The sequence below is a fragment of the Chryseobacterium luquanense genome (genome assembly GCF_026460945.1).
Classification (GTDB): domain Bacteria; phylum Bacteroidota; class Bacteroidia; order Flavobacteriales; family Weeksellaceae; genus Chryseobacterium; species Chryseobacterium luquanense.
Genome location: NZ_JAOVZV010000010.1, coordinates 41,690 through 59,003 on the forward strand (window position 1 = coordinate 41,690; position 17,314 = coordinate 59,003).

The window sequence follows — 17,314 nt, forward strand, 5'->3', positions numbered from 1 at the left end:
AATGATGCTTTTCTAAAATATATAACTTCTTCCATTGAAATTAACCTTCCTTACTATATACTAAAAGAAATTTTTATCTTTGTGCATAAATAAAAAAATATGGATACTCCCTCAAATATGATGGAATTGGGTACAAAAGCACCTTTTTTTGAACTTCCAAACCCGTCAAAAACTAACGAAATTCAGTCGCTTGATGACTTGAAAGGAGAAAAAGGAACTTTGGTAATCTTTATGTGCAACCATTGTCCGTTTGTTCTTCACGCAATCGATAAGTTAAATGAATTGTACGAAGATTATAATGAAAGAGGGATTGAATTTATCGCTATTAATTCGAATAATGTAGAAAAATATCCTGCAGATTCTCCGGAAAAAATGATTGAATTCCAAATCGAAAGAAATTTTGATTTTCCTTATTTATATGACGAAAGCCAAGCGATTGCAAAAGCTTATGATGCAGCCTGCACACCAGATTTCTTTTTCTTTGATGAGAAGTTAGATCTTGTTTACAGAGGTCAAATGGATGATTCTAGACCAGGAAATCATAAAGATGTAACTGGCGAAGATTTGATTATTGCTTTCGAAAATCTTTTGCTGGGCGAACCTCAGGAAGAAATTCAAAGACCAAGTATGGGTTGTAACATTAAATGGAAGTAATTTTGTTGATTGTTTTCAGTTGTTAGTTGATGATATTGCAATTCTATAACTCTTGAAAATTAACTATAAATCATAAAATAAAAAACTCCGGAAAATTAATTTTCGGAGTTTTTTATCAATAGAAACGAACTGTAATCCTGCTGTTTAAATATAAAATTCAAATTAGCTTTAGCTAAAACTAAAACTTTTCTGCTCAAATCTCAAATTTAAAAAAAAGGATTATGCTGTTTTTCAAAACCAATACTTGTAGGATTTCCATGTCCTGAAAAAACCTGTGTTTCTTCATTCAATACAAAAAGCTTTGTTTTAATTCCTTCAATCAATTGCTCATAATTTCCTTTATATAAATCGGTTCTTCCGATGCTTCCTTCAAATAAAACATCACCCGAAATTATGAATTTCTGAGTTTCATTATGATAAACCACACTTCCCGGAGAATGTCCCGGAACATGATAAATTTTAAATTTTTCACCGTCAAAATCAAGTTCGTCACCTTCGTTTACATATTCTACATCCACATTGATATGGTCAAGTTCGAAACCAAATCTCATTCCACTCACTTGAAACATATCTAAAACTTCTTTATCATCTTTATGCATTGTTACAGGAACTTTATAGGTGTCAAAAGCCCATTGTAAACCTAAAACATGATCAATATGAGCATGAGTCAGAATGATTTTTGTTATTTTTAAATCGTTTTCAGTAATAAAATTTGAAATTATCTTAGTTTCCTGTTCATTCATATTTCCCGGATCAATTAACCAAGCATTTTTATTTTCATTAAAAAGAAGGTAAGTATTTTCACTCGCAAAATTGAATACAAAAGGCTTTATTTGAAACATATTTAGATTAATTTTTCATCAAAAATACGATAATAATAGGAAAATGGGCATTTTTCGTTATCTTCGTAATAATGAAAACGTTGCAAATATTTTTACTAAGTTTAGGTTCTTTTGCTTTTGGGCAGAATATTCAGAGTGTACAGTTGTTTAATCCTCAAACTAACGACGAAACGCCTGTAATAACCATGAGCCAACAATTGATTTTGAGTTTTGATGATTTAACCAATTCAAGCGAAATTTACCGTTACACGATAAAGCATTTTGACAGAAACTGGGAAGATGACAATCTTTTTTTTAGCGAAATTGCAAATGGCTCGATGAATGCAATACTGGATCAGTTTCAGTATTCATTCAATACACTTCAAGCTTACACGCATTACAAATTAACATTTCCAAACGATAAAATTCAGCCAAAAATTTCAGGTAATTTTGAATTGATTGTTTATAAAAGTTCTGCAGATCAACCGCTTTTCAAAAGAAGATTTTCTATTGTGGAAGATAATGTGAATCTGGTTTTAAATATTTCAAGAATTGCGGATGCAAAAAATCCTAATATCAATCAAAGAGTAGAAGTACAAGCAGTTGCAAAAGCCGGAGATTTAACTTCCAATGTAAATTCTATGACACTTACCGTGATGCAGAATAATAATCCGGATATGAAAATTATCAACCAAAAACCGAGTGCAACGATGGGAAATAAATTACTTTTCCAACAGTTGAATTTGGCTTTTCCGGGTAATAATGAGTTTTATTATTTCGATAATAAAAATATGAGAATGGCTGCAGATATGGTTCGTGAAACAGGGGTTTTAGATGGAGTTAATCAAACTTATCTTCATCCGGTTTGGGCATATCCTCTAAATTATCAATATCAACCTGACGTAAACGGAGCTTGGTATTTCAGAAGAAATGATTTGGGATTGGAAAGAGATGCGAATCGTGAAGGGGATTATGCTTGGGTTCATTTTTCTTTAGATTCCGATCTGATGGATAAGGAATTGTATGTTGTCGGCGGTTTTAATGACTTCAAAGCGAGTAAAGAATATCAAATGCAATATGATGAAGCAGCAAAGAAGTACATTGCTAAAATTTATATGAAGCAGGGTTTCTATAATTATATTTTAGCAACGAAAGAAGCTAACGGATCTTTAAATTTAGGCGAAATCAACGGTAATTTCTGGCAAACCGAAAATCTTTATCAGGCATTTTTATACTACAAACCTTTTGGAAGAAATTACGATGGTTTGGCTGGTTACGGAGAGTTCAGAACTCCGGTGAGATAAAATACAAAACCTTACAGCTTGCACATCTGTAAGGTTCTGTTAAAAAGTGTTTGTTGTCTTAAAGTAAGACTACAACAGAAAAATTAAACTATATAATAATGTCAAAAAAGTTCTAAACTAAAAGACGTTTTTAATTATTTTCCTTAAAAATCGCCGTTATAAAAAGACTTTCATTGTCTTCAAATAAATAATGAATCTGCACGGGGAAGTTTTCTGTTTTGCAAACGTGTAATTCCTTGTTTTTAATATCTGTGTTTTCAGAATCGTGCAGTATTTTGTAAATAGATTCTTTCAAATCATCTAGAAAATATTTGTCTTTATATTGTTCTTCTGCATTAAAAACCCTCATCAGCATTTTGATGTCATTTTTTGCGATTGATGACAGTAAAACTTTCATTAAGCACAAATTTTTTCAAGCTCAGTCATATTTTCAAAAAAATCAAGCTTTGTTTTTGGGTTTTCGGTATGAAATTCCAATCTGTACAAAACTTCATCAAGATGAAACTGAGGAATCACAGATTGCGGAACAGTTTCAAGATTTTCTACAATCATTGTAAACGCTTCAATAAGATCCGGAGTGAAACTTTCTATCTTTCTTTTTAAAATTTCTATGCTTGTTTCCATTATTTCCAAAGTTTTTAAATCTAACCCCTTTTTTTAATAGGGTAAAGGTAATAAAAAATATTAAATTACAAAACAACCCCCCTAATAAATTTACATAAATTTTAAAAATAAATATATTTTCAAATACTTTACCCCTGTTTTTTAATGGGGTGGTTTTTGGAAAAGTATAAAAAAAGACACTTAAATTGAATTAAGTGTCTTTATATTTTATAATATTGAATTTATTTTAAACTAAATAAAATTCATTCAGTTTTTCCTCGCAAAGTGTTTTTACAACATCAATCCATCGGTCTTCATCGTTAAGGCAAGGAATGTAATGGAAATTTTCTCCGCCGCCATGCTCAAACTGATGTTTTCCTTCAACTGAAATCTCTTCCAAGGTTTCAAGACAGTCAGAAACGAAAGCCGGACAAACTATCGCAAGGTTTTTAATTCCTTTTTTGCCGATGGTTTCTAGTGTTTCGTCAGTATAAGGTTCCATCCATTTATCTTTCCCTAATCTTGACTGGAAGGTTACCATCACTTTTTCTTTTGGTAAACCTAATTTTTTAATCACAGAATTGGTTACATCAAAGCACTGGTGGCGATAGCAAAACTGATGACTCGGGTTATTCTCACGAGAACAGCAATCATTCAGATTACAGGTATTGGTAGGATCTGTCTTATATATATGTCTCTCCGGAACTCCGTGATAAGAAAATTGTAGCGCATCAAAATTTTCAGGAAGTTTTTCTCTGATACTTTCTGCAAGACAGTCGATGTAAATTTCTCTGTTGTAAAAAGGCTGGATGTAATTGATTTTAATTCTCGGAAATTTCTTTTTTCTTACTTCTTCTGCTTTTTCAATCACCGTCTCAGTCGTGCTCATCGCATATTGCGGGTACAATGGAAATAAAACAATTTCCGTCACGCCTTGCTCAACTAATTTCTGAATTCCGGCTTCAATGCTTGGTTGTGCATATCGCATCCCGATTTCTACCGGAACGTCAACCAATTTCTGAAGTTTTTTCTGAATTTTCTGAGTAATGACAATCAAAGGCGAACCTTCATCTGTCCAGACTGTTTTGTAGGCTTCAGCAGATTTTGCAGGTCTTGTATTAAGAATAATTCCCTGAACCAAAAGTGCACGGAAAAACCATCGGTAATCAATCACTTTCTCGTCCATCAAAAATTCATCAAGATATTCTCGTACATCAGGTACAGAGGTTGATCTTGGCGAACCTAGATTGACTAATAATATTCCTTTCATATATATGTAATGGGTAATGAATAATGAGTAATAAATAATCTGAATGCCAATTACTTATTACCCATTACTTATTGCTTATATTTTTATCCGTTTACGGCTTCCACTCTTTGCACCAATTCCGGAACGAATTGTTTTAAAATATTTTCAATTCCGCCCTTTAATGTAGCAGTTGAACTTGGACAGCCTGAACAAGCACCTTGTAGCAACATCTTTGCCGTTTTGTTGTCTGCATCATATTCCAATAAAGAAATTTTTCCACCGTCGTTCTCTACCGCAGGAGCAACATATTCATTTAAAATATCTGAAATTTTCTGCTCGTCATCTGTATAATCTCTGTTGATGATTTTTTCTACTGGATTTTCGTGCTTCTGAGCTTCAATTGTCGAAATTTCACCTCCGCTTTGAAGGTATTCTGCAATGTATCCACGAACTGCCATCATTACCTGATGCCATTCCACAGAATTATCTCTTGTAACGGCTACGAAATTATCAGAAATAAAAACTTCGTTGGCGAAATCAAATTCTGTAAAAACTGCCTGTGCTAAAGGAACACCTTCTGCTTCATTTCTTGACTTTACTTCCACAAAACCGTCCATTAGCATTTTGCTTGAAACAAATTTCATCACATTAGGATTAGGAGTCATTTCCGCATAAATCTCAATCATCTCTTTTTTCTTCTGTAAATAAATTCTTGGGTTGGCTAAAAGTTCATCCTCGATTACATTTTTAAGGCTTTCTGCTACGTGTTCCCATTCTACAGTATCTTGTTTTGCAACCGCAACAAAATTAGCCGTAATGAAAATTCTTTCCACAAAAGGATAATTGAAAAGCTCCTGTGCCATAGGAATTTCTGATATATCTGAATCTCTGTCCAATTCCAAAGAACCCGGAATCAAATTGTAATCAGCTACAAATTTCATCACTTTTGGGTTTTCTGTTGGCTCTATAAGTATTGTACGCATTTTTTCGTTAAATTTGAGAGTACAAAAATACGGATAAGAACTTAGAAGCTGGGTGTTGGAAGTTAGATTTTTGCTATCACTGTAATTTGCAATTTGTGATTTCAATAATTTATATTTTCAAATTGGCTCATTATAAATTTTCAAATTAATTTAAATGGCACTTATAAAAGAACTTTTAGGAAAGACACCGCAAATTGGTGAAAATACATTTTTGGCAGAAACGGCAACGATTATCGGAAATGTAACGATGGGGAAAGACTGTAGTATTTGGTATAATGCAGTAATCAGAGGCGATGTACATTACATCAAAATGGGAAATAAAGTAAATGTGCAGGATAATGCAATGCTACATTGTACGTATGAAAAATTTCCTTTAGAGATTGGAAATAATGTTTCCATCGGTCACAATGCGATTGTTCATGGCTGCAGAATTCACGATAATGTTTTGATCGGAATGGGTTCTATCGTAATGGATGACTGCACAATTGAAGAAAATTCTATTGTTGGAGCAGGTTCTGTAGTAACTCAGGGAACGCATATAAAATCAGGAGAAGTTTGGGGCGGAGTTCCTGCAAGGAAAATCAAAGATATTTCTGCAGCGCTTCTGGAAGGTGAAGTCAATAGAATTGCAGATAATTATGTGAAGTATTCTTCTTGGTATAAGGACTAGGCTTAAAATGTAATAAGCTTTAGCTAAAGTTTAATTATTGTTTTTTCGCAGATTTTAAAAAAAAAGGTTCTGATTAACTTAAATCAGAACCTTTTTCTTGTAGCCTTTCAGCTATTATTAAAATATCAAAACTCCTTTTCCGTTTTCACATTTTACAGAAGTTGGTTCCGGAGCCATCATACAATCAGAAGTAATATTGTACTTTTTGTTGTATTCCGACATTTTTTGAGTGTAACTTTCTATTTTAGGAAGAATTTCAGTTTCTATTTTTTTAGGATAAGCGATGTAACCGGTTGGTCCGCCACAAGCTTTAGAACCGATTGGAGCGAAAGTCCAGTCTGCATTTTTTGTGCATTTTTCTTTTGCAATTTCAGACTCAAGGGCAATTTTTATTTTGTCTAAAGCAGCTAATTCGTATTTTTGACTGTTTTCATCTGCCGGTCTTTCCGAAATATCCTTTGGTAAAGTTGAAGGATCTCCAGAACTTGAAGAAGCGCAAGAACTTATTGTAAATGCGGTGATTAAAGCAATTATTGATGATTTAATAAGTGAGTTTTTCATAATTTATTTTTTCTAAAACGCATCAAAGTTTATGCCCTACTAACATTTTCCGTAAATTTGCAAACGATGAACAATCATTTTTTTGACTTAATAGAATATACGAGCCGAAGCGTTTTTCTTACAGGAAAAGCAGGAACGGGGAAAACTACATTTCTAAACGAATTTGTAAAAAAAACGAAAAAAAAGCACATTGTTGTAGCGCCCACGGGAATTGCTGCAATCAATGCAGGCGGAGTTACCATTCACTCAATGTTTGGTTTGCCTTTGCGTACGTTTTTGCCAACAACAGACCGTATTGACAGCAGTATTGCCAATAATATTATCGACCTTCAGCAGCATTTTAAATACCGAAAAGATAAGCTTAAACTTTTAAGAGAAGTTGAGGTTTTGATTATTGATGAGGTTTCGATGCTTCGTGCTGATGTTTTGGATATGATGGATTTTTCTTTGAGGTTTATCCGTAGAAATAATCAGCGTTTTGGTGGTGTTCAGATGTTGTTTATTGGAGATTTGTATCAGCTTCCGCCTGTTGTGAGAGATGAGCATGTCTTGAAAATGTTTTACAATTCGCCTTTCTTTTTTGATAGTTTGGCGATTAAAGATATTCCTTTATTGACAATTGAATTGACTAAAGTTTACCGTCAAACCGATCAGGAATTTTTAGAAATTCTAAATGCGATTCGTGACGGTGATGTTGCCAATATCAATTTTAATCATCTGAACGAAAGATATGATCCAAGCTTTGAAGCCGGAGAAGAACCTTACGTTTATCTCTGTTCGCACAACAAAATGGCAGACGATATCAACCAGGAAAAACTGAAGGATATAAAAGTAAGTCCCAAGTCTTACGAAGCGAAGCTATTTGGTGAGTTTAAAGAAAATCAGTTTCCGAATGAGCAGTTTTTAGAATTAAAAATCGGAGCTCAAGTCATGTTTATCAGAAATGATATTACGGGTGAAAAGAAATACTTCAACGGTAAACTGGGTGAAATTTCTTCTTTAGATGAAAATGAAATCAAGGTCGTTCTTGAAGGAAGCGAAAGAGAAATTACCGTAAAAAGAGAAGTTTGGGAACAGAAAAAATATTCTCTCGACACTGATAAAAATATTAAGGAAGAAGTTTTAGGAAGCTTTGAGCAGTTTCCTGTAAAATTAGCTTGGGCAGTGACGATTCACAAAAGTCAAGGTTTAACATTTGATAAAGTAATTATTGATGCCGGAAAAAGTTTTACGGCAGGTCAGGTTTATGTTGCTTTGTCCCGTTGTCGTACTTTGGAGGGGATTGTTTTAAAATCTAAAATTACGCCCGAAGTTATTTTTAAAGACAACCGAATTCTTAAATTTCAGGGTGAAACTCAGGCAAATGACAACGTTGAAACGATTTTAAATCAGGAAAAATACGATTACAGCATCAGAAAACTGCTTCGTACGTTAGATTGTCAGTGGTTTTTAAAAGAAGTAGAGCAGTGGAATAACCTTTCGATTGTTACCAAAAGTATTGACCGTTCAAAATCTAATCAGCTGTATCTTCAGTTGAAGCGAGATGTTTTAAATTTAGGCAAGATTTTTGAAAAATTGGAGCGTATTATTTTTCAAAAAGTAAATTTATTTATTGAAAAGAAAGAAGATTGGTCAGAAATTGAGGGTAAATCAAAAGGAGCTGTTAATTTCTTTTTTACAGAAATCAGAGATAAGGTTTTTAATCCGCTGAAAGATTTTTATGCTGAAATAAAAGGCGCAAAAGGTTTAAAACAGTATAATGAAGAACTCAAAAACTGGTTGGAAGATATTGAAGAATACCTGAACAGTTTAAAGGAAATTCATTTGTTGGAAACCAAACTTTTGGATGAGAAAAATGATAAAGAAGTCAGCATGAAAATTGCAAAAGTTCCGTCTCAGGTTCTTACTTTTCAGTTGTTTGAAGAAGGAAAAACAATTTCAGAAATTGCCATGGAAAGAGGTTTGGTAAAAGAAACGGTGATCGGTCATTTAGCAAAATTTGCAGAACAGGGTTTGTTGGATATTGCGAGAGTGATTACTTCCGATAAAATTAAAACTTTCGAAAAAACATTTAAAACCGATCCAAAAGAAACTTTAAACGAATGGAAAACTGCACTTCCAAATGATTTTGAATTTAATGAAATCAGGATCTTGATTAACCATTTTACGTATCAGAAAGAAAAAAATAATTAAAATATAAGGGTTCGGTAAAAACTGAATCCTTTTTTTATTTAAATATTGCTTAAATTATTTTGATGACATTAATCCGTAGGAAATTCAGTTGGAATGTTCATTTTATTTTGAGAAAATAAAATATTGGTAAGAATTAAAAGAGCAAGAATTAATAGAAATTTTTTCATCAGTATAAGTTTCAACAAATATAAAATAAGAATTCCGCATAGACAAAAGCTAAAATATCAAAACTCATTTTCCAATAGTTTTTCCCACAACACACCAATCAATTCCATCAATTACAAAAAGTAACTAATGCAATTTATTAGCCTTAACTTTGCTTGGTTAAATTTAATAAATGAAAAATTTTAATATATCCGTGCTTGATTTGGCTCCCGTAAAACAGGGGAAAACCATTCACGATACTTTTCAAGACAGTTTGTCTTTAGCAGGTTACACTGAAAATTTAGATTATAAAAGATTCTGGCTTGCAGAACATCACAATATGGAAAGTATTGCAAGTTCTGCAACTTCAGTTCTGATTGGTTTCATCGCCAACGGAACAAAAAAAATAAGAGTGGGTTCAGGAGGAATTATGCTTCCAAATCACAGTTCGCTCGTTATTGCTGAACAATTCGGAACTTTAGAATCACTTTTTCCGGGAAGGATTGATCTTGGTTTGGGAAGAGCTCCCGGAACGGATGGTTTGACGGCTCAAGCTTTGGGAAGAAATCCAGCCATCATCAATGAACAGTTTCCGAGACAGATCTTAGAATTGCAAAAATATTTTTCAAAGGAGAATTCAAACGCTTTGGTTCGTGCAATTCCTGGTGAAGGTTTAGATATTCCGATGTATATTCTCGGTTCGAGTACAGATAGTGCTTGGTTAGCTGCAGAATTGGGGCTTCCGTATGCTTTTGCGGGACATTTCGCTCCCGAACAGATGGAAATGGCTTTTAAAATTTACAGAGAGCATTTTGAGCCTTCAAAATATTTAGATAAACCTTTTGTTTTGGCTTGTGTGAACGGAATAGCTGCAGAAACTTCTGAGGAAGCACATTTTCTTTCTACCACTTTGTTTCAGGCATTCATCAATATTATCAGAAACGACAGGAAACCTTTTCCTGCACCGATTGAAGATATGGATACAGTTTGGTCAGCAATGGAAAAATCGATGGTTTTACAGAAGTTGAAATTCAGTTTTATTGGAAATCGGGAAGAAATTGCTGAACAGATTAAAAACTTTCAGGAAAAATATCAGGTGGATGAATTGATGATTAATTCTCACATATACGATCATCAGAAAAGACTGAAATCATATGAGATTATCAAACAGGCAACCGACTCATTATTTGAAGCGTAACAAACCGTTCATATTAATTGTTGATGCTTATTTTATTGAGTATCTTTGCGAAAATTTAAAGTAAAAATGTCAGATATTAAACTAAATACTATTCCAGAGGCGATTGAAGACCTTAAAAATGGTAAAATAATTATAGTGGTAGACGATGAAGACAGAGAAAATGAAGGTGATTTTCTTTGCGCTGCTGAATTAACGACACCTGCATTAATTAATTTTATGGCAGTTCACGGAAGGGGCTTGATCTGTATGCCGCTTCCTGAGAAAAGATGTGATGAATTAGGATTAGATGTAATGGTAAGCCGAAGCAGCGATCCTAAAGAAACTGCTTTTACCGTTTCTGTTGACCTTTTGGGTGACGGAACTTCTACAGGAATTTCCGCAGGAGACAGAGCAAAAACCATTTTAGCTTTGATGGATGAAAAATCTAAACCAACAGATTTTATGCGTCCAGGTCACATTTTCCCGCTTCGTGCAAGAAAAGGTGGTGTTTTGAAAAGAGCTGGACATACTGAAGCTGCAATTGACTTAACGAGCTTGGCTGGTTTAAAAGAAGGTGGGGTCATCTGTGAGATTATGAACGAAGACGGTTCTATGTCGCGTTTGCCGGATTTACAGATTTTTGCTCAGAAACATGATATGAAAATCGTTTCTATTGAAGATTTGATCCATTATCAGCTTAAAAAAGGAAACTTAATCGAAAGAATTGAAGAAAGAAAAGTACAAACAGCTTATGGTGAATATGATTTCTGTGCTTTCAGAGAAACGTCTAACGATCAGATTCACTTTGCTTTAACAAAAGGATCTTGGACGGTTGACGAACCTGTCTTGGTAAGAGTTCAGTCTTCTGATTCTTATTTTGATGTGTTGACGAGATTAAATAACGGTGAAAAACCATTATTGGAAAAAGTAACATCAATGGTGAATGAAGCTGGAAAAGGAGCAATTATTTTCATCAATAATGTTTCAAATTCTGAAAATACATTGAGAAAATTGCAACAGTTTTTAAATTATCAGGACGGACAACAAAAACATCCGACTGTTGCATTCAATTACAGAGATTATGGAATTGGTACTCAGATTCTGAAAAATTTAGGAATCAATAAATTTAAAGTAATCACTCAAAACCCTAATGTAAAACCTCAGGTTGGAGGTTATGATGTTGAGGTGACAGAGATGGTTCAACTTTAAAAGTGAAATGTTAATTGTGAATTCACTTCGTTGTCAATTTTTTGATTGCGTTTTCAATTCACTTGCGAAGCAAAATTGACTTTTCACCATTCATGATAAAAAATGGCTTGAGTAAATCAAGCCATTTTTATTTCGTCGAAATTCCTAAATCCATTTAGAAAATCTTTGATATTCATTCTTTTTTTACCTTCCAATTGCAATTCTAAAGGAAAATACATTCCGTCTTTGGTGTAGATTTTAAAATCATTTTTCGAAATCTCTAAACTTCCAACAGACTTTACGTGATCTGATCGTTCGAATTTTCCACTGTATATTTTTAATCCTTTTTCCTCTTCTCCAATTTTTAAAGTGGTAAAAGCTGTAGGATAAGGTGACATCCCTAAGATAAACTGATGAACTTCTTTTGAGTTTCTTGCCCAGTTGATTCTGGTGTCTTCTTTAAAGATTTTATACGCATTTTTTGGATGTTCTACTTCGGGCTGAGGTTTTTCAATGATTGAATTTTCAGCTAATTCATTCAATGTTTTTACCACCAATTTTGAACCCATTTCCATCAATCTGTCGTGAAGACTTCCTGCATTTTCATTTTCCAAAACCGGAATCTCTTCCTGTAATAAAATATTTCCTTCATCTATTTTTTCATTGATAAAGAATGTGGTTGCGCCTGTTTTTTCTTCACCATTAATGACTGCATAATTAATTGGAGCAGCACCTCTGTAATCTGGAAGCAGGGAAGCATGGAGATTGAAAGTTCCCATTTTTGGCATTTCAAAAAGAACTTTAGGCATCATTCTGAAAGCAACAACAACAAAAACATCAGCATTTAATTTTTTTAATTCCTCTAAAAATTCAGGATTTCTCAATTTTTCAGGTTGAAAAACAGGAATATTATTTTCGACAGCAAAAACTTTAACGGGGGACTGATTGATTTTTTGTCCGCGACCGCTTGCTTTATCGGCAACGGTGACAACCCCTACAACTTCGTGATGCGATTGATGGATGGCTTCCAACGAAGTCTTTGCAAACTCCGGAGTGCCTAAAAAAACGACTTTCAATGATTTCATGGTACAAAGATAAAACTCTTGAGTTATAAGTTAAAAATTAAGAGTTATGAATTATGAACTTCCATTACTTAATATCAATTATTGATTACTTATGTTAAAGCGTACGTTCGGAAATTCAGCATTTTCACCTTGCCTGAATCTAATAAGAAAATCAGATTTTCTAAGATATTTTCTTTTGTTTGAAATTGTAATTGAATAGAAATTTCTTCAATTGTTGCAGGTTTTTTATTTAAAACTTTTATAATTTCTGAAGAAACATTTTTACCAAAAATTGACTGCTTGTTTTTTTCGCACACGGTACATTGTCCACAATTCTTCGCATTTTTTTCACCAAAATAAGAGAGAATTAGTTTCATTTTGCAATATTGATTGTCTTCAATAAAAAATTTCATTTCTTCCCATTTCTGGATTTTGTTTTTTTGAATATGCTCAAAAATATTCCAATAAATCCCACCATTCGATCTTTCGTCACGCGGTTTTAAAAATTTTATTGAAGCTAATGCACCATCAATATATTCCAGATAATTTTTCTGTTGAAGTTCTTTCAGTCTTTCTTTGATGAGATGAACGCTTACTCCAATTTTATCGCTGACTTTTTGTTCGCTGAACATTACTTTATGAGTGGTAATTCCTGAAATGGATCTCAGCATTAATTCTATAAAATAAGCATCTTTTGCTGGAAGTTGGTCAATTTCATCGGGTTTAATGAGAAGTTCAAGCGAAGACAGACTTTTATTGCTGTTGTGAAAAATAATTTCTTGGGTATGAAGAAAATTCAGAACATTTTTAATTTTTGCAGTTGAAAGCTTTGTAAAACTCTGTATTCCTGACGTATTTAGCTGAAAAACCTTTTCTGGAAGCTCAAATTCTGCCACCTGAAACTTAGAATAGAGATAACTTATGATTTTTAAAAACTCTGTTTTGCTTGGAATCTGATTTCTTAAAATTTGATCAAAATTTGAAATTTCCTGCTGATTCCAAAGCATAAAAGCATAACTTTTTTTGCCGTCTCTTCCGGCACGACCTATTTCCTGGTAATAATTCTCAATCGATTGGGAAGGAGAGAAGTGTATGACAAATCGTACATTGTCTTTATCAATTCCCATCCCAAAAGCATTTGTGGAAATCAAAACGTTTTGATCACTGTTATTCCAGAAATTCTGTCTTTCATTTTTTTCTTTGGTTGATAATCCGGCATGGTAATAATCAACATTCTCAATCTTTTTTCTGTGAAGAAATTCAGTCAATAACTCAGCATCTTTTCGGGTTCTTACATAGATTATTCCAGATTCTTTAGCATATTTAAGGATATTAAAAACCTTTTGATACTTATCTGAAACTTCTTCCGAAAATATTTTAATGTTTTCTCTTTTAAAGCTTTTCTGAAAAATCTGAGGATTTTTAAGTTCAAGTTTAGATTTTATTTCATCTAAAACTTTTGGCGTTGCCGTAGCTGTTAATGCAAGACATGGAATTTCAGGATTATTTTTTCTGAAATCTTTAATATTCTGATAACTTGGTCTAAAATCCTGTCCCCATTCTGAAATGCAATGCGCTTCATCCACTGCAATAAATGATAGCTGAATTTCCTCCATTTGTTGAAGAAATAGTTTATTCGTCAGTCTTTCGGGAGAAACATATAATAATTTAGTTAAACCATCTTTGCATCGGTTATAGATAACTTCAGCATCAAATTCATCCAATTCCGAACTTAAATATTCTGCTTCAATTCCTCTGAATTTTAATTGATTCACCTGATCTTTCATTAAAGCCAAAAGCGGCGAAATTACAAGACAGGTTCCTTCCTGCAACAAAGATGGAAGTTGGTAGCATAATGATTTTCCGGCTCCTGTAGGAAGTAAAACTAGGGTGTCTTTTCGATTGATTACAGAATCAATAATTTGTTCCTGTGAGTCTCTAAAATGATTATAACCCCAAAAATGTTTTAGGGTTTTACTTTTTAATTCGGTAAAATCTTGCGGAGAAATCATAAAGTAAATGTAATAAAAGTATTGAGACAAAAAAAGCCACGCAATGCGTGACTTTAAATTTATAATAAGAAATTTTATTATTTAGCTTCGAAGTAAACTCTTCTGTTTGCTCTGTTTTTCCATTCAGGACATTTAGTAGCAGGATCACACTCAGGGTATTTAAGGTCTTTTTCACCTCTACCTACAGCGTTTAATTTAGAAGAATCTACACCATTTTTAATCAAATAGTTTTTCACACTGTTTGCTCTTCTTTCAGATAACTTTTGGTTATATTCGTCAGAAGCTCTTGTATCAGTTGCTCCGATTACAGTATAAGTACCATTTGAAGAGTTGATATAGTTTACAGCATTGTTAAGAATTGGGGTGTTTGTAGACAAGATTCTGTCAGAATTTAAATCAAACTCAATTCCTTCCATGTTAGTAGTGATGTCGTCTATTTTTCCTACTGGAGCAGTTGGTGTTGGTTCTAAAGGACAACCTTGGTTTTCAACCGGTCCTGGAACTGTTACGCATTTATCGTATAGATCAATTACTCCATCTAAATCTGTGTCTAAAGCTACACCTGCACCATCAACTCTTGCTCCTGCAGGAGTATCAAGTTGTCTGTCCCAATCGTCACAAACTCCGTCGTTATCAGCATCTCCTTTTTTACAAACTTCAATATCTTGGTTTTTGTTAGCCAAAACATCAAGCTTGTAATAAATTTCTTGCAAAGGATCGTGCCACATTAGGTGAGATTCGTGTTTTCCTAATTTTAAAGATAAACCAACTGTAGCGTTGAAGAAGTTATCAGAAATCTGATCTTCTCTTTTGTTAATCTCGCTGTATTGAGCACCACCTCCGTCAAATTCATCATCACCAGTGTAAACATACATTAGTCTTGTTTCAAGATCTAATCTTCTGTTTACTTTAAATTTAAGACCTGCTCCAGCTTGACCGAAGAAAGAACCAAATTTGAAAGGCTTAATTTCAGTCATTAATCTTTGTCCTGTAGCATCTTTTTGATATGCTCTGTATGCTAAAGTACCAACACCAGCATAACCGTGTAATGCCCATCTGTAAGTGGATTTGTTATCAACTCTTCTCAATAAATTTGAGAAATTGATGTCTCCCAAAACAGAGATTGCATCATATTGTGTTCTTGCACCAACTTGCTGATAAGTAGCATTTGCAGGCGCTGAATCTTTAGTATTAAACCAACCTTGTCTTGTTTCTCCTCTGTCGTACTGTAAATTAATACCAAAAGCATGAGTAATTGCTTTATCAATACTCACAAAAGCTGAGTAACCGAATAGGTTTTTACCGTTACCATTTTTAATAGATGTTAAATCTCCTGCTTGTATCAATGGTACTCCGGCTCCAAATGAAATCGCCCAATCGTTAAATCTTTTAGATTTTTGTGTGAAGGGAGAGATGTTGGCAGATCCAGATGAAAATGTATTTGGGTATTCATCAGTAGAAACTACGGCTATCGAATCTTGTGCATAGCTCACTGTGGGTACAGCTAATGCTAAGGCAACAATTGCTAAACTTAATTTCATAGTGTATTTTTTTATTTAGTTAATTAAATGATTATTTTTTGCAAAACATTAGTTGATTGGGCAACCGTTATTATTTGGTGAACCTGGTACTGTAACACACTTATCGTATAAGTCGATTACACCATCAAGATCCATATCCAATGCTACACCAGCGCCGTCAACTCTTGCACCTGCAGGAGTGTTGAGTTCTCTGTCCCAATCATCACAAACTCCATCGTTATCGTTATCTCCTTTTTCGCAGACAACCAATTCATTTGTTGTATTTTCTAATAGATTCGCTCTGTAATAGACTTCCTGTAAAGGATCATGCCAAGCTAAATGTGTTTGATGTTTTCCTAATTTAAAAGATAAACCTAAATTGAAGGTCATCATTGCATCTGAATAAGAATCATTAATTAAGTTATAATTAATTCTGTCCCCATTAGGATTTTCTAAAGCTCTACCTTCACCACCGCCATCGAATTCTTCATCAAAACTGTTGATATACATCATTCTTGCTTCAATGTCAATAAGTTTTGAAACGTTATATTTCAAACCAACTCCAGCCTGCATGAAAAATGATTCAATACCAAGTTTTTGATCAATCATAATTGGGATTCTTGGAGGATTTGTGCTCCATCTGGAAGCATCATTATCTATAAGCTCAGTTTTATAGCCCATAAAACCACCACCAAGATATCCATGTAATGCCCATCTGTAATGCGAATGATTATCAACTCTTCTTAAAAGATTAGAAAGATTAATGTCTCCTAATAATGAAACTTGTTGATATTCAGTCCAAGCATTAGCAACACCAGCGGCAGGATTATTTGGTAATTTTCCTTGTTGATTTGTTTTACCCATTTGGTATTGTAAACTCAGACCAAATGTATGGGATATTTGCTTATCAACGCTTGCGTAAGCATTCCAGCCCCAATTTACTTTCTTATCATAAAAAGAAGTAAGATCTGCAAAAGCCATAACAGCAGGACCACCTCCAATAGAAATAGACCAATCATTAAATTTCCGAGCTTTGTTGTCAAATTTTTGAATGTCTGCAGAACCGGAAGAAAACGTATTGGGATATTCGTTTGTGGAGTTTACCGAAATACTGTCCTGAGCATAAGTAGCAATAGGCAAAGCTGCCAATAATAATAAACCTAATTTCATA

Annotated in this window: 16 protein-coding genes; 6 read left to right on the forward strand and 10 right to left on the reverse strand. The window is 33.6% G+C overall.

Annotation, left to right across the window (positions count from 1 at the left end):
• Nucleotides 1-99 precede the first annotated feature (99 nt).
• Nucleotides 100-654, forward strand: a complete 555-nt coding sequence (locus OEA66_RS10340) for a thioredoxin family protein (protein ID WP_267281300.1) — start codon at nucleotides 100-102, stop codon at nucleotides 652-654.
• Nucleotides 655-860: 206 nt separating this feature from the next.
• Here OEA66_RS10340 and OEA66_RS10345 read toward each other — a convergent pair whose 3' ends face one another.
• Entirely contained in the window at nucleotides 861-1,496 is a 636-nt protein-coding gene (locus tag OEA66_RS10345) for an MBL fold metallo-hydrolase (protein ID WP_267281301.1), read from the reverse strand.
• Between the two features lie 71 nt (nucleotides 1,497-1,567).
• Between OEA66_RS10345 and OEA66_RS10350 the strand changes: the two genes are divergently transcribed.
• Complete coding sequence (locus OEA66_RS10350; protein ID WP_267281302.1) at nucleotides 1,568-2,779, forward strand: type IX secretion system plug protein; 1,212 nt, start codon at nucleotides 1,568-1,570, stop codon at nucleotides 2,777-2,779.
• A gap of 130 nt (nucleotides 2,780-2,909) precedes the next feature.
• Here OEA66_RS10350 and OEA66_RS10355 read toward each other — a convergent pair whose 3' ends face one another.
• The 4 genes from OEA66_RS10355 to OEA66_RS10370 form a co-directional block, all read right to left on the reverse strand.
• A complete protein-coding gene (locus OEA66_RS10355; RefSeq protein WP_267281303.1) occupies nucleotides 2,910-3,176 on the reverse strand; it encodes a hypothetical protein in 267 nt (88 codons plus the stop codon).
• A complete protein-coding gene (locus tag OEA66_RS10360; RefSeq protein ID WP_267281304.1) occupies nucleotides 3,176-3,403 on the reverse strand; it encodes a hypothetical protein in 228 nt (75 codons plus the stop codon). The genes OEA66_RS10355 and OEA66_RS10360 overlap by 1 nt, the downstream gene beginning before the upstream one ends.
• A gap of 226 nt (nucleotides 3,404-3,629) precedes the next feature.
• A complete protein-coding gene (hemH, locus tag OEA66_RS10365) occupies nucleotides 3,630-4,652 on the reverse strand; it encodes a ferrochelatase (protein WP_375379296.1) in 1,023 nt (340 codons plus the stop codon).
• Nucleotides 4,653-4,735: 83 nt separating this feature from the next.
• Complete coding sequence (locus OEA66_RS10370) at nucleotides 4,736-5,614, reverse strand: NifU family protein (RefSeq protein WP_267281305.1); 879 nt, start codon at nucleotides 5,612-5,614, stop codon at nucleotides 4,736-4,738.
• 154 nt (nucleotides 5,615-5,768) lie between these two features.
• Here OEA66_RS10370 and OEA66_RS10375 point away from each other — a divergent pair, with 154 nt between their 5' ends.
• Nucleotides 5,769-6,284 (forward strand): gamma carbonic anhydrase family protein, encoded by a 516-nt coding sequence (locus OEA66_RS10375; RefSeq protein ID WP_267267286.1) that lies wholly within the window; start codon nucleotides 5,769-5,771, stop codon nucleotides 6,282-6,284.
• 117 nt (nucleotides 6,285-6,401) lie between these two features.
• Here OEA66_RS10375 and OEA66_RS10380 read toward each other — a convergent pair whose 3' ends face one another.
• On the reverse strand, nucleotides 6,402-6,845 hold the full coding sequence (locus tag OEA66_RS10380; protein WP_267281306.1) for a hypothetical protein: 444 nt from the start codon (nucleotides 6,843-6,845) through the stop codon (nucleotides 6,402-6,404).
• Between the two features lie 66 nt (nucleotides 6,846-6,911).
• On the opposite strand from OEA66_RS10380, the gene OEA66_RS10385 reads away from it, so the two are divergent.
• The 3 genes from OEA66_RS10385 (at nucleotide 6,912) to ribB (ending at nucleotide 11,568) form a co-directional block, all read left to right on the forward strand.
• Nucleotides 6,912-9,038: a helix-turn-helix domain-containing protein gene (locus OEA66_RS10385; protein WP_267281307.1), complete on the forward strand. Its 2,127-nt coding sequence runs from the start codon at nucleotides 6,912-6,914 to the stop codon at nucleotides 9,036-9,038.
• Nucleotides 9,039-9,375: 337 nt separating this feature from the next.
• Nucleotides 9,376-10,380 carry an LLM class flavin-dependent oxidoreductase gene (locus OEA66_RS10390; RefSeq protein WP_267281308.1) on the forward strand — a complete coding sequence of 335 codons (1,005 nt, stop codon included), beginning with the start codon at nucleotides 9,376-9,378 and terminating at the stop codon, nucleotides 10,378-10,380.
• A gap of 66 nt (nucleotides 10,381-10,446) precedes the next feature.
• Nucleotides 10,447-11,568 carry a 3,4-dihydroxy-2-butanone-4-phosphate synthase gene (gene ribB / locus OEA66_RS10395; RefSeq protein WP_267281309.1) on the forward strand — a complete coding sequence of 374 codons (1,122 nt, stop codon included), beginning with the start codon at nucleotides 10,447-10,449 and terminating at the stop codon, nucleotides 11,566-11,568.
• 116 nt (nucleotides 11,569-11,684) lie between these two features.
• Here ribB and fmt read toward each other — a convergent pair whose 3' ends face one another.
• From fmt to OEA66_RS10415, 4 genes are all read right to left on the reverse strand, one after another.
• Nucleotides 11,685-12,632 carry a methionyl-tRNA formyltransferase gene (gene fmt, locus OEA66_RS10400; RefSeq protein ID WP_267281310.1) on the reverse strand — a complete coding sequence of 316 codons (948 nt, stop codon included), beginning with the start codon at nucleotides 12,630-12,632 and terminating at the stop codon, nucleotides 11,685-11,687.
• A gap of 89 nt (nucleotides 12,633-12,721) precedes the next feature.
• A complete protein-coding gene (locus tag OEA66_RS10405) occupies nucleotides 12,722-14,623 on the reverse strand; it encodes a RecQ family ATP-dependent DNA helicase (protein WP_267281311.1) in 1,902 nt (633 codons plus the stop codon).
• 77 nt (nucleotides 14,624-14,700) lie between these two features.
• Complete coding sequence (locus OEA66_RS10410) at nucleotides 14,701-16,164, reverse strand: OmpA family protein (protein WP_267281312.1); 1,464 nt, start codon at nucleotides 16,162-16,164, stop codon at nucleotides 14,701-14,703.
• Nucleotides 16,165-16,212: 48 nt separating this feature from the next.
• On the reverse strand, nucleotides 16,213-17,313 hold the full coding sequence (locus OEA66_RS10415; RefSeq protein ID WP_267281313.1) for an OmpA family protein: 1,101 nt from the start codon (nucleotides 17,311-17,313) through the stop codon (nucleotides 16,213-16,215).
• Nucleotide 17,314: the final 1 nt, after the last annotated feature.

Bases quoted from the DNA above. Each gene is read 5' to 3' on its own strand.
- OEA66_RS10340 (WP_267281300.1), top strand. From the start codon at position 100: ATGGATACTCCCTCAAATATGATGGAATTGGGTACAAAAGCACCTTTT.
- OEA66_RS10345 (WP_267281301.1), bottom strand. From the start codon at position 1,496: ATGTTTCAAATAAAGCCTTTTGTATTCAATTTTGCGAGTGAAAATACT.
- OEA66_RS10350 (WP_267281302.1), top strand. From the start codon at position 1,568: ATGAAAACGTTGCAAATATTTTTACTAAGTTTAGGTTCTTTTGCTTTT.
- OEA66_RS10355 (WP_267281303.1), bottom strand. From the start codon at position 3,176: ATGAAAGTTTTACTGTCATCAATCGCAAAAAATGACATCAAAATGCTG.
- OEA66_RS10360 (WP_267281304.1), bottom strand. From the start codon at position 3,403: ATGGAAACAAGCATAGAAATTTTAAAAAGAAAGATAGAAAGTTTCACT.
- hemH (WP_375379296.1), bottom strand. From the start codon at position 4,652: ATGAAAGGAATATTATTAGTCAATCTAGGTTCGCCAAGATCAACCTCT.
- OEA66_RS10370 (WP_267281305.1), bottom strand. From the start codon at position 5,614: ATGCGTACAATACTTATAGAGCCAACAGAAAACCCAAAAGTGATGAAA.
- OEA66_RS10375 (WP_267267286.1), top strand. From the start codon at position 5,769: ATGGCACTTATAAAAGAACTTTTAGGAAAGACACCGCAAATTGGTGAA.
- OEA66_RS10380 (WP_267281306.1), bottom strand. From the start codon at position 6,845: ATGAAAAACTCACTTATTAAATCATCAATAATTGCTTTAATCACCGCA.
- OEA66_RS10385 (WP_267281307.1), top strand. From the start codon at position 6,912: ATGAACAATCATTTTTTTGACTTAATAGAATATACGAGCCGAAGCGTT.
- OEA66_RS10390 (WP_267281308.1), top strand. From the start codon at position 9,376: ATGAAAAATTTTAATATATCCGTGCTTGATTTGGCTCCCGTAAAACAG.
- ribB (WP_267281309.1), top strand. From the start codon at position 10,447: ATGTCAGATATTAAACTAAATACTATTCCAGAGGCGATTGAAGACCTT.
- fmt (WP_267281310.1), bottom strand. From the start codon at position 12,632: ATGAAATCATTGAAAGTCGTTTTTTTAGGCACTCCGGAGTTTGCAAAG.
- OEA66_RS10405 (WP_267281311.1), bottom strand. From the start codon at position 14,623: ATGATTTCTCCGCAAGATTTTACCGAATTAAAAAGTAAAACCCTAAAA.
- OEA66_RS10410 (WP_267281312.1), bottom strand. From the start codon at position 16,164: ATGAAATTAAGTTTAGCAATTGTTGCCTTAGCATTAGCTGTACCCACA.
- OEA66_RS10415 (WP_267281313.1), bottom strand. From the start codon at position 17,313: ATGAAATTAGGTTTATTATTATTGGCAGCTTTGCCTATTGCTACTTAT.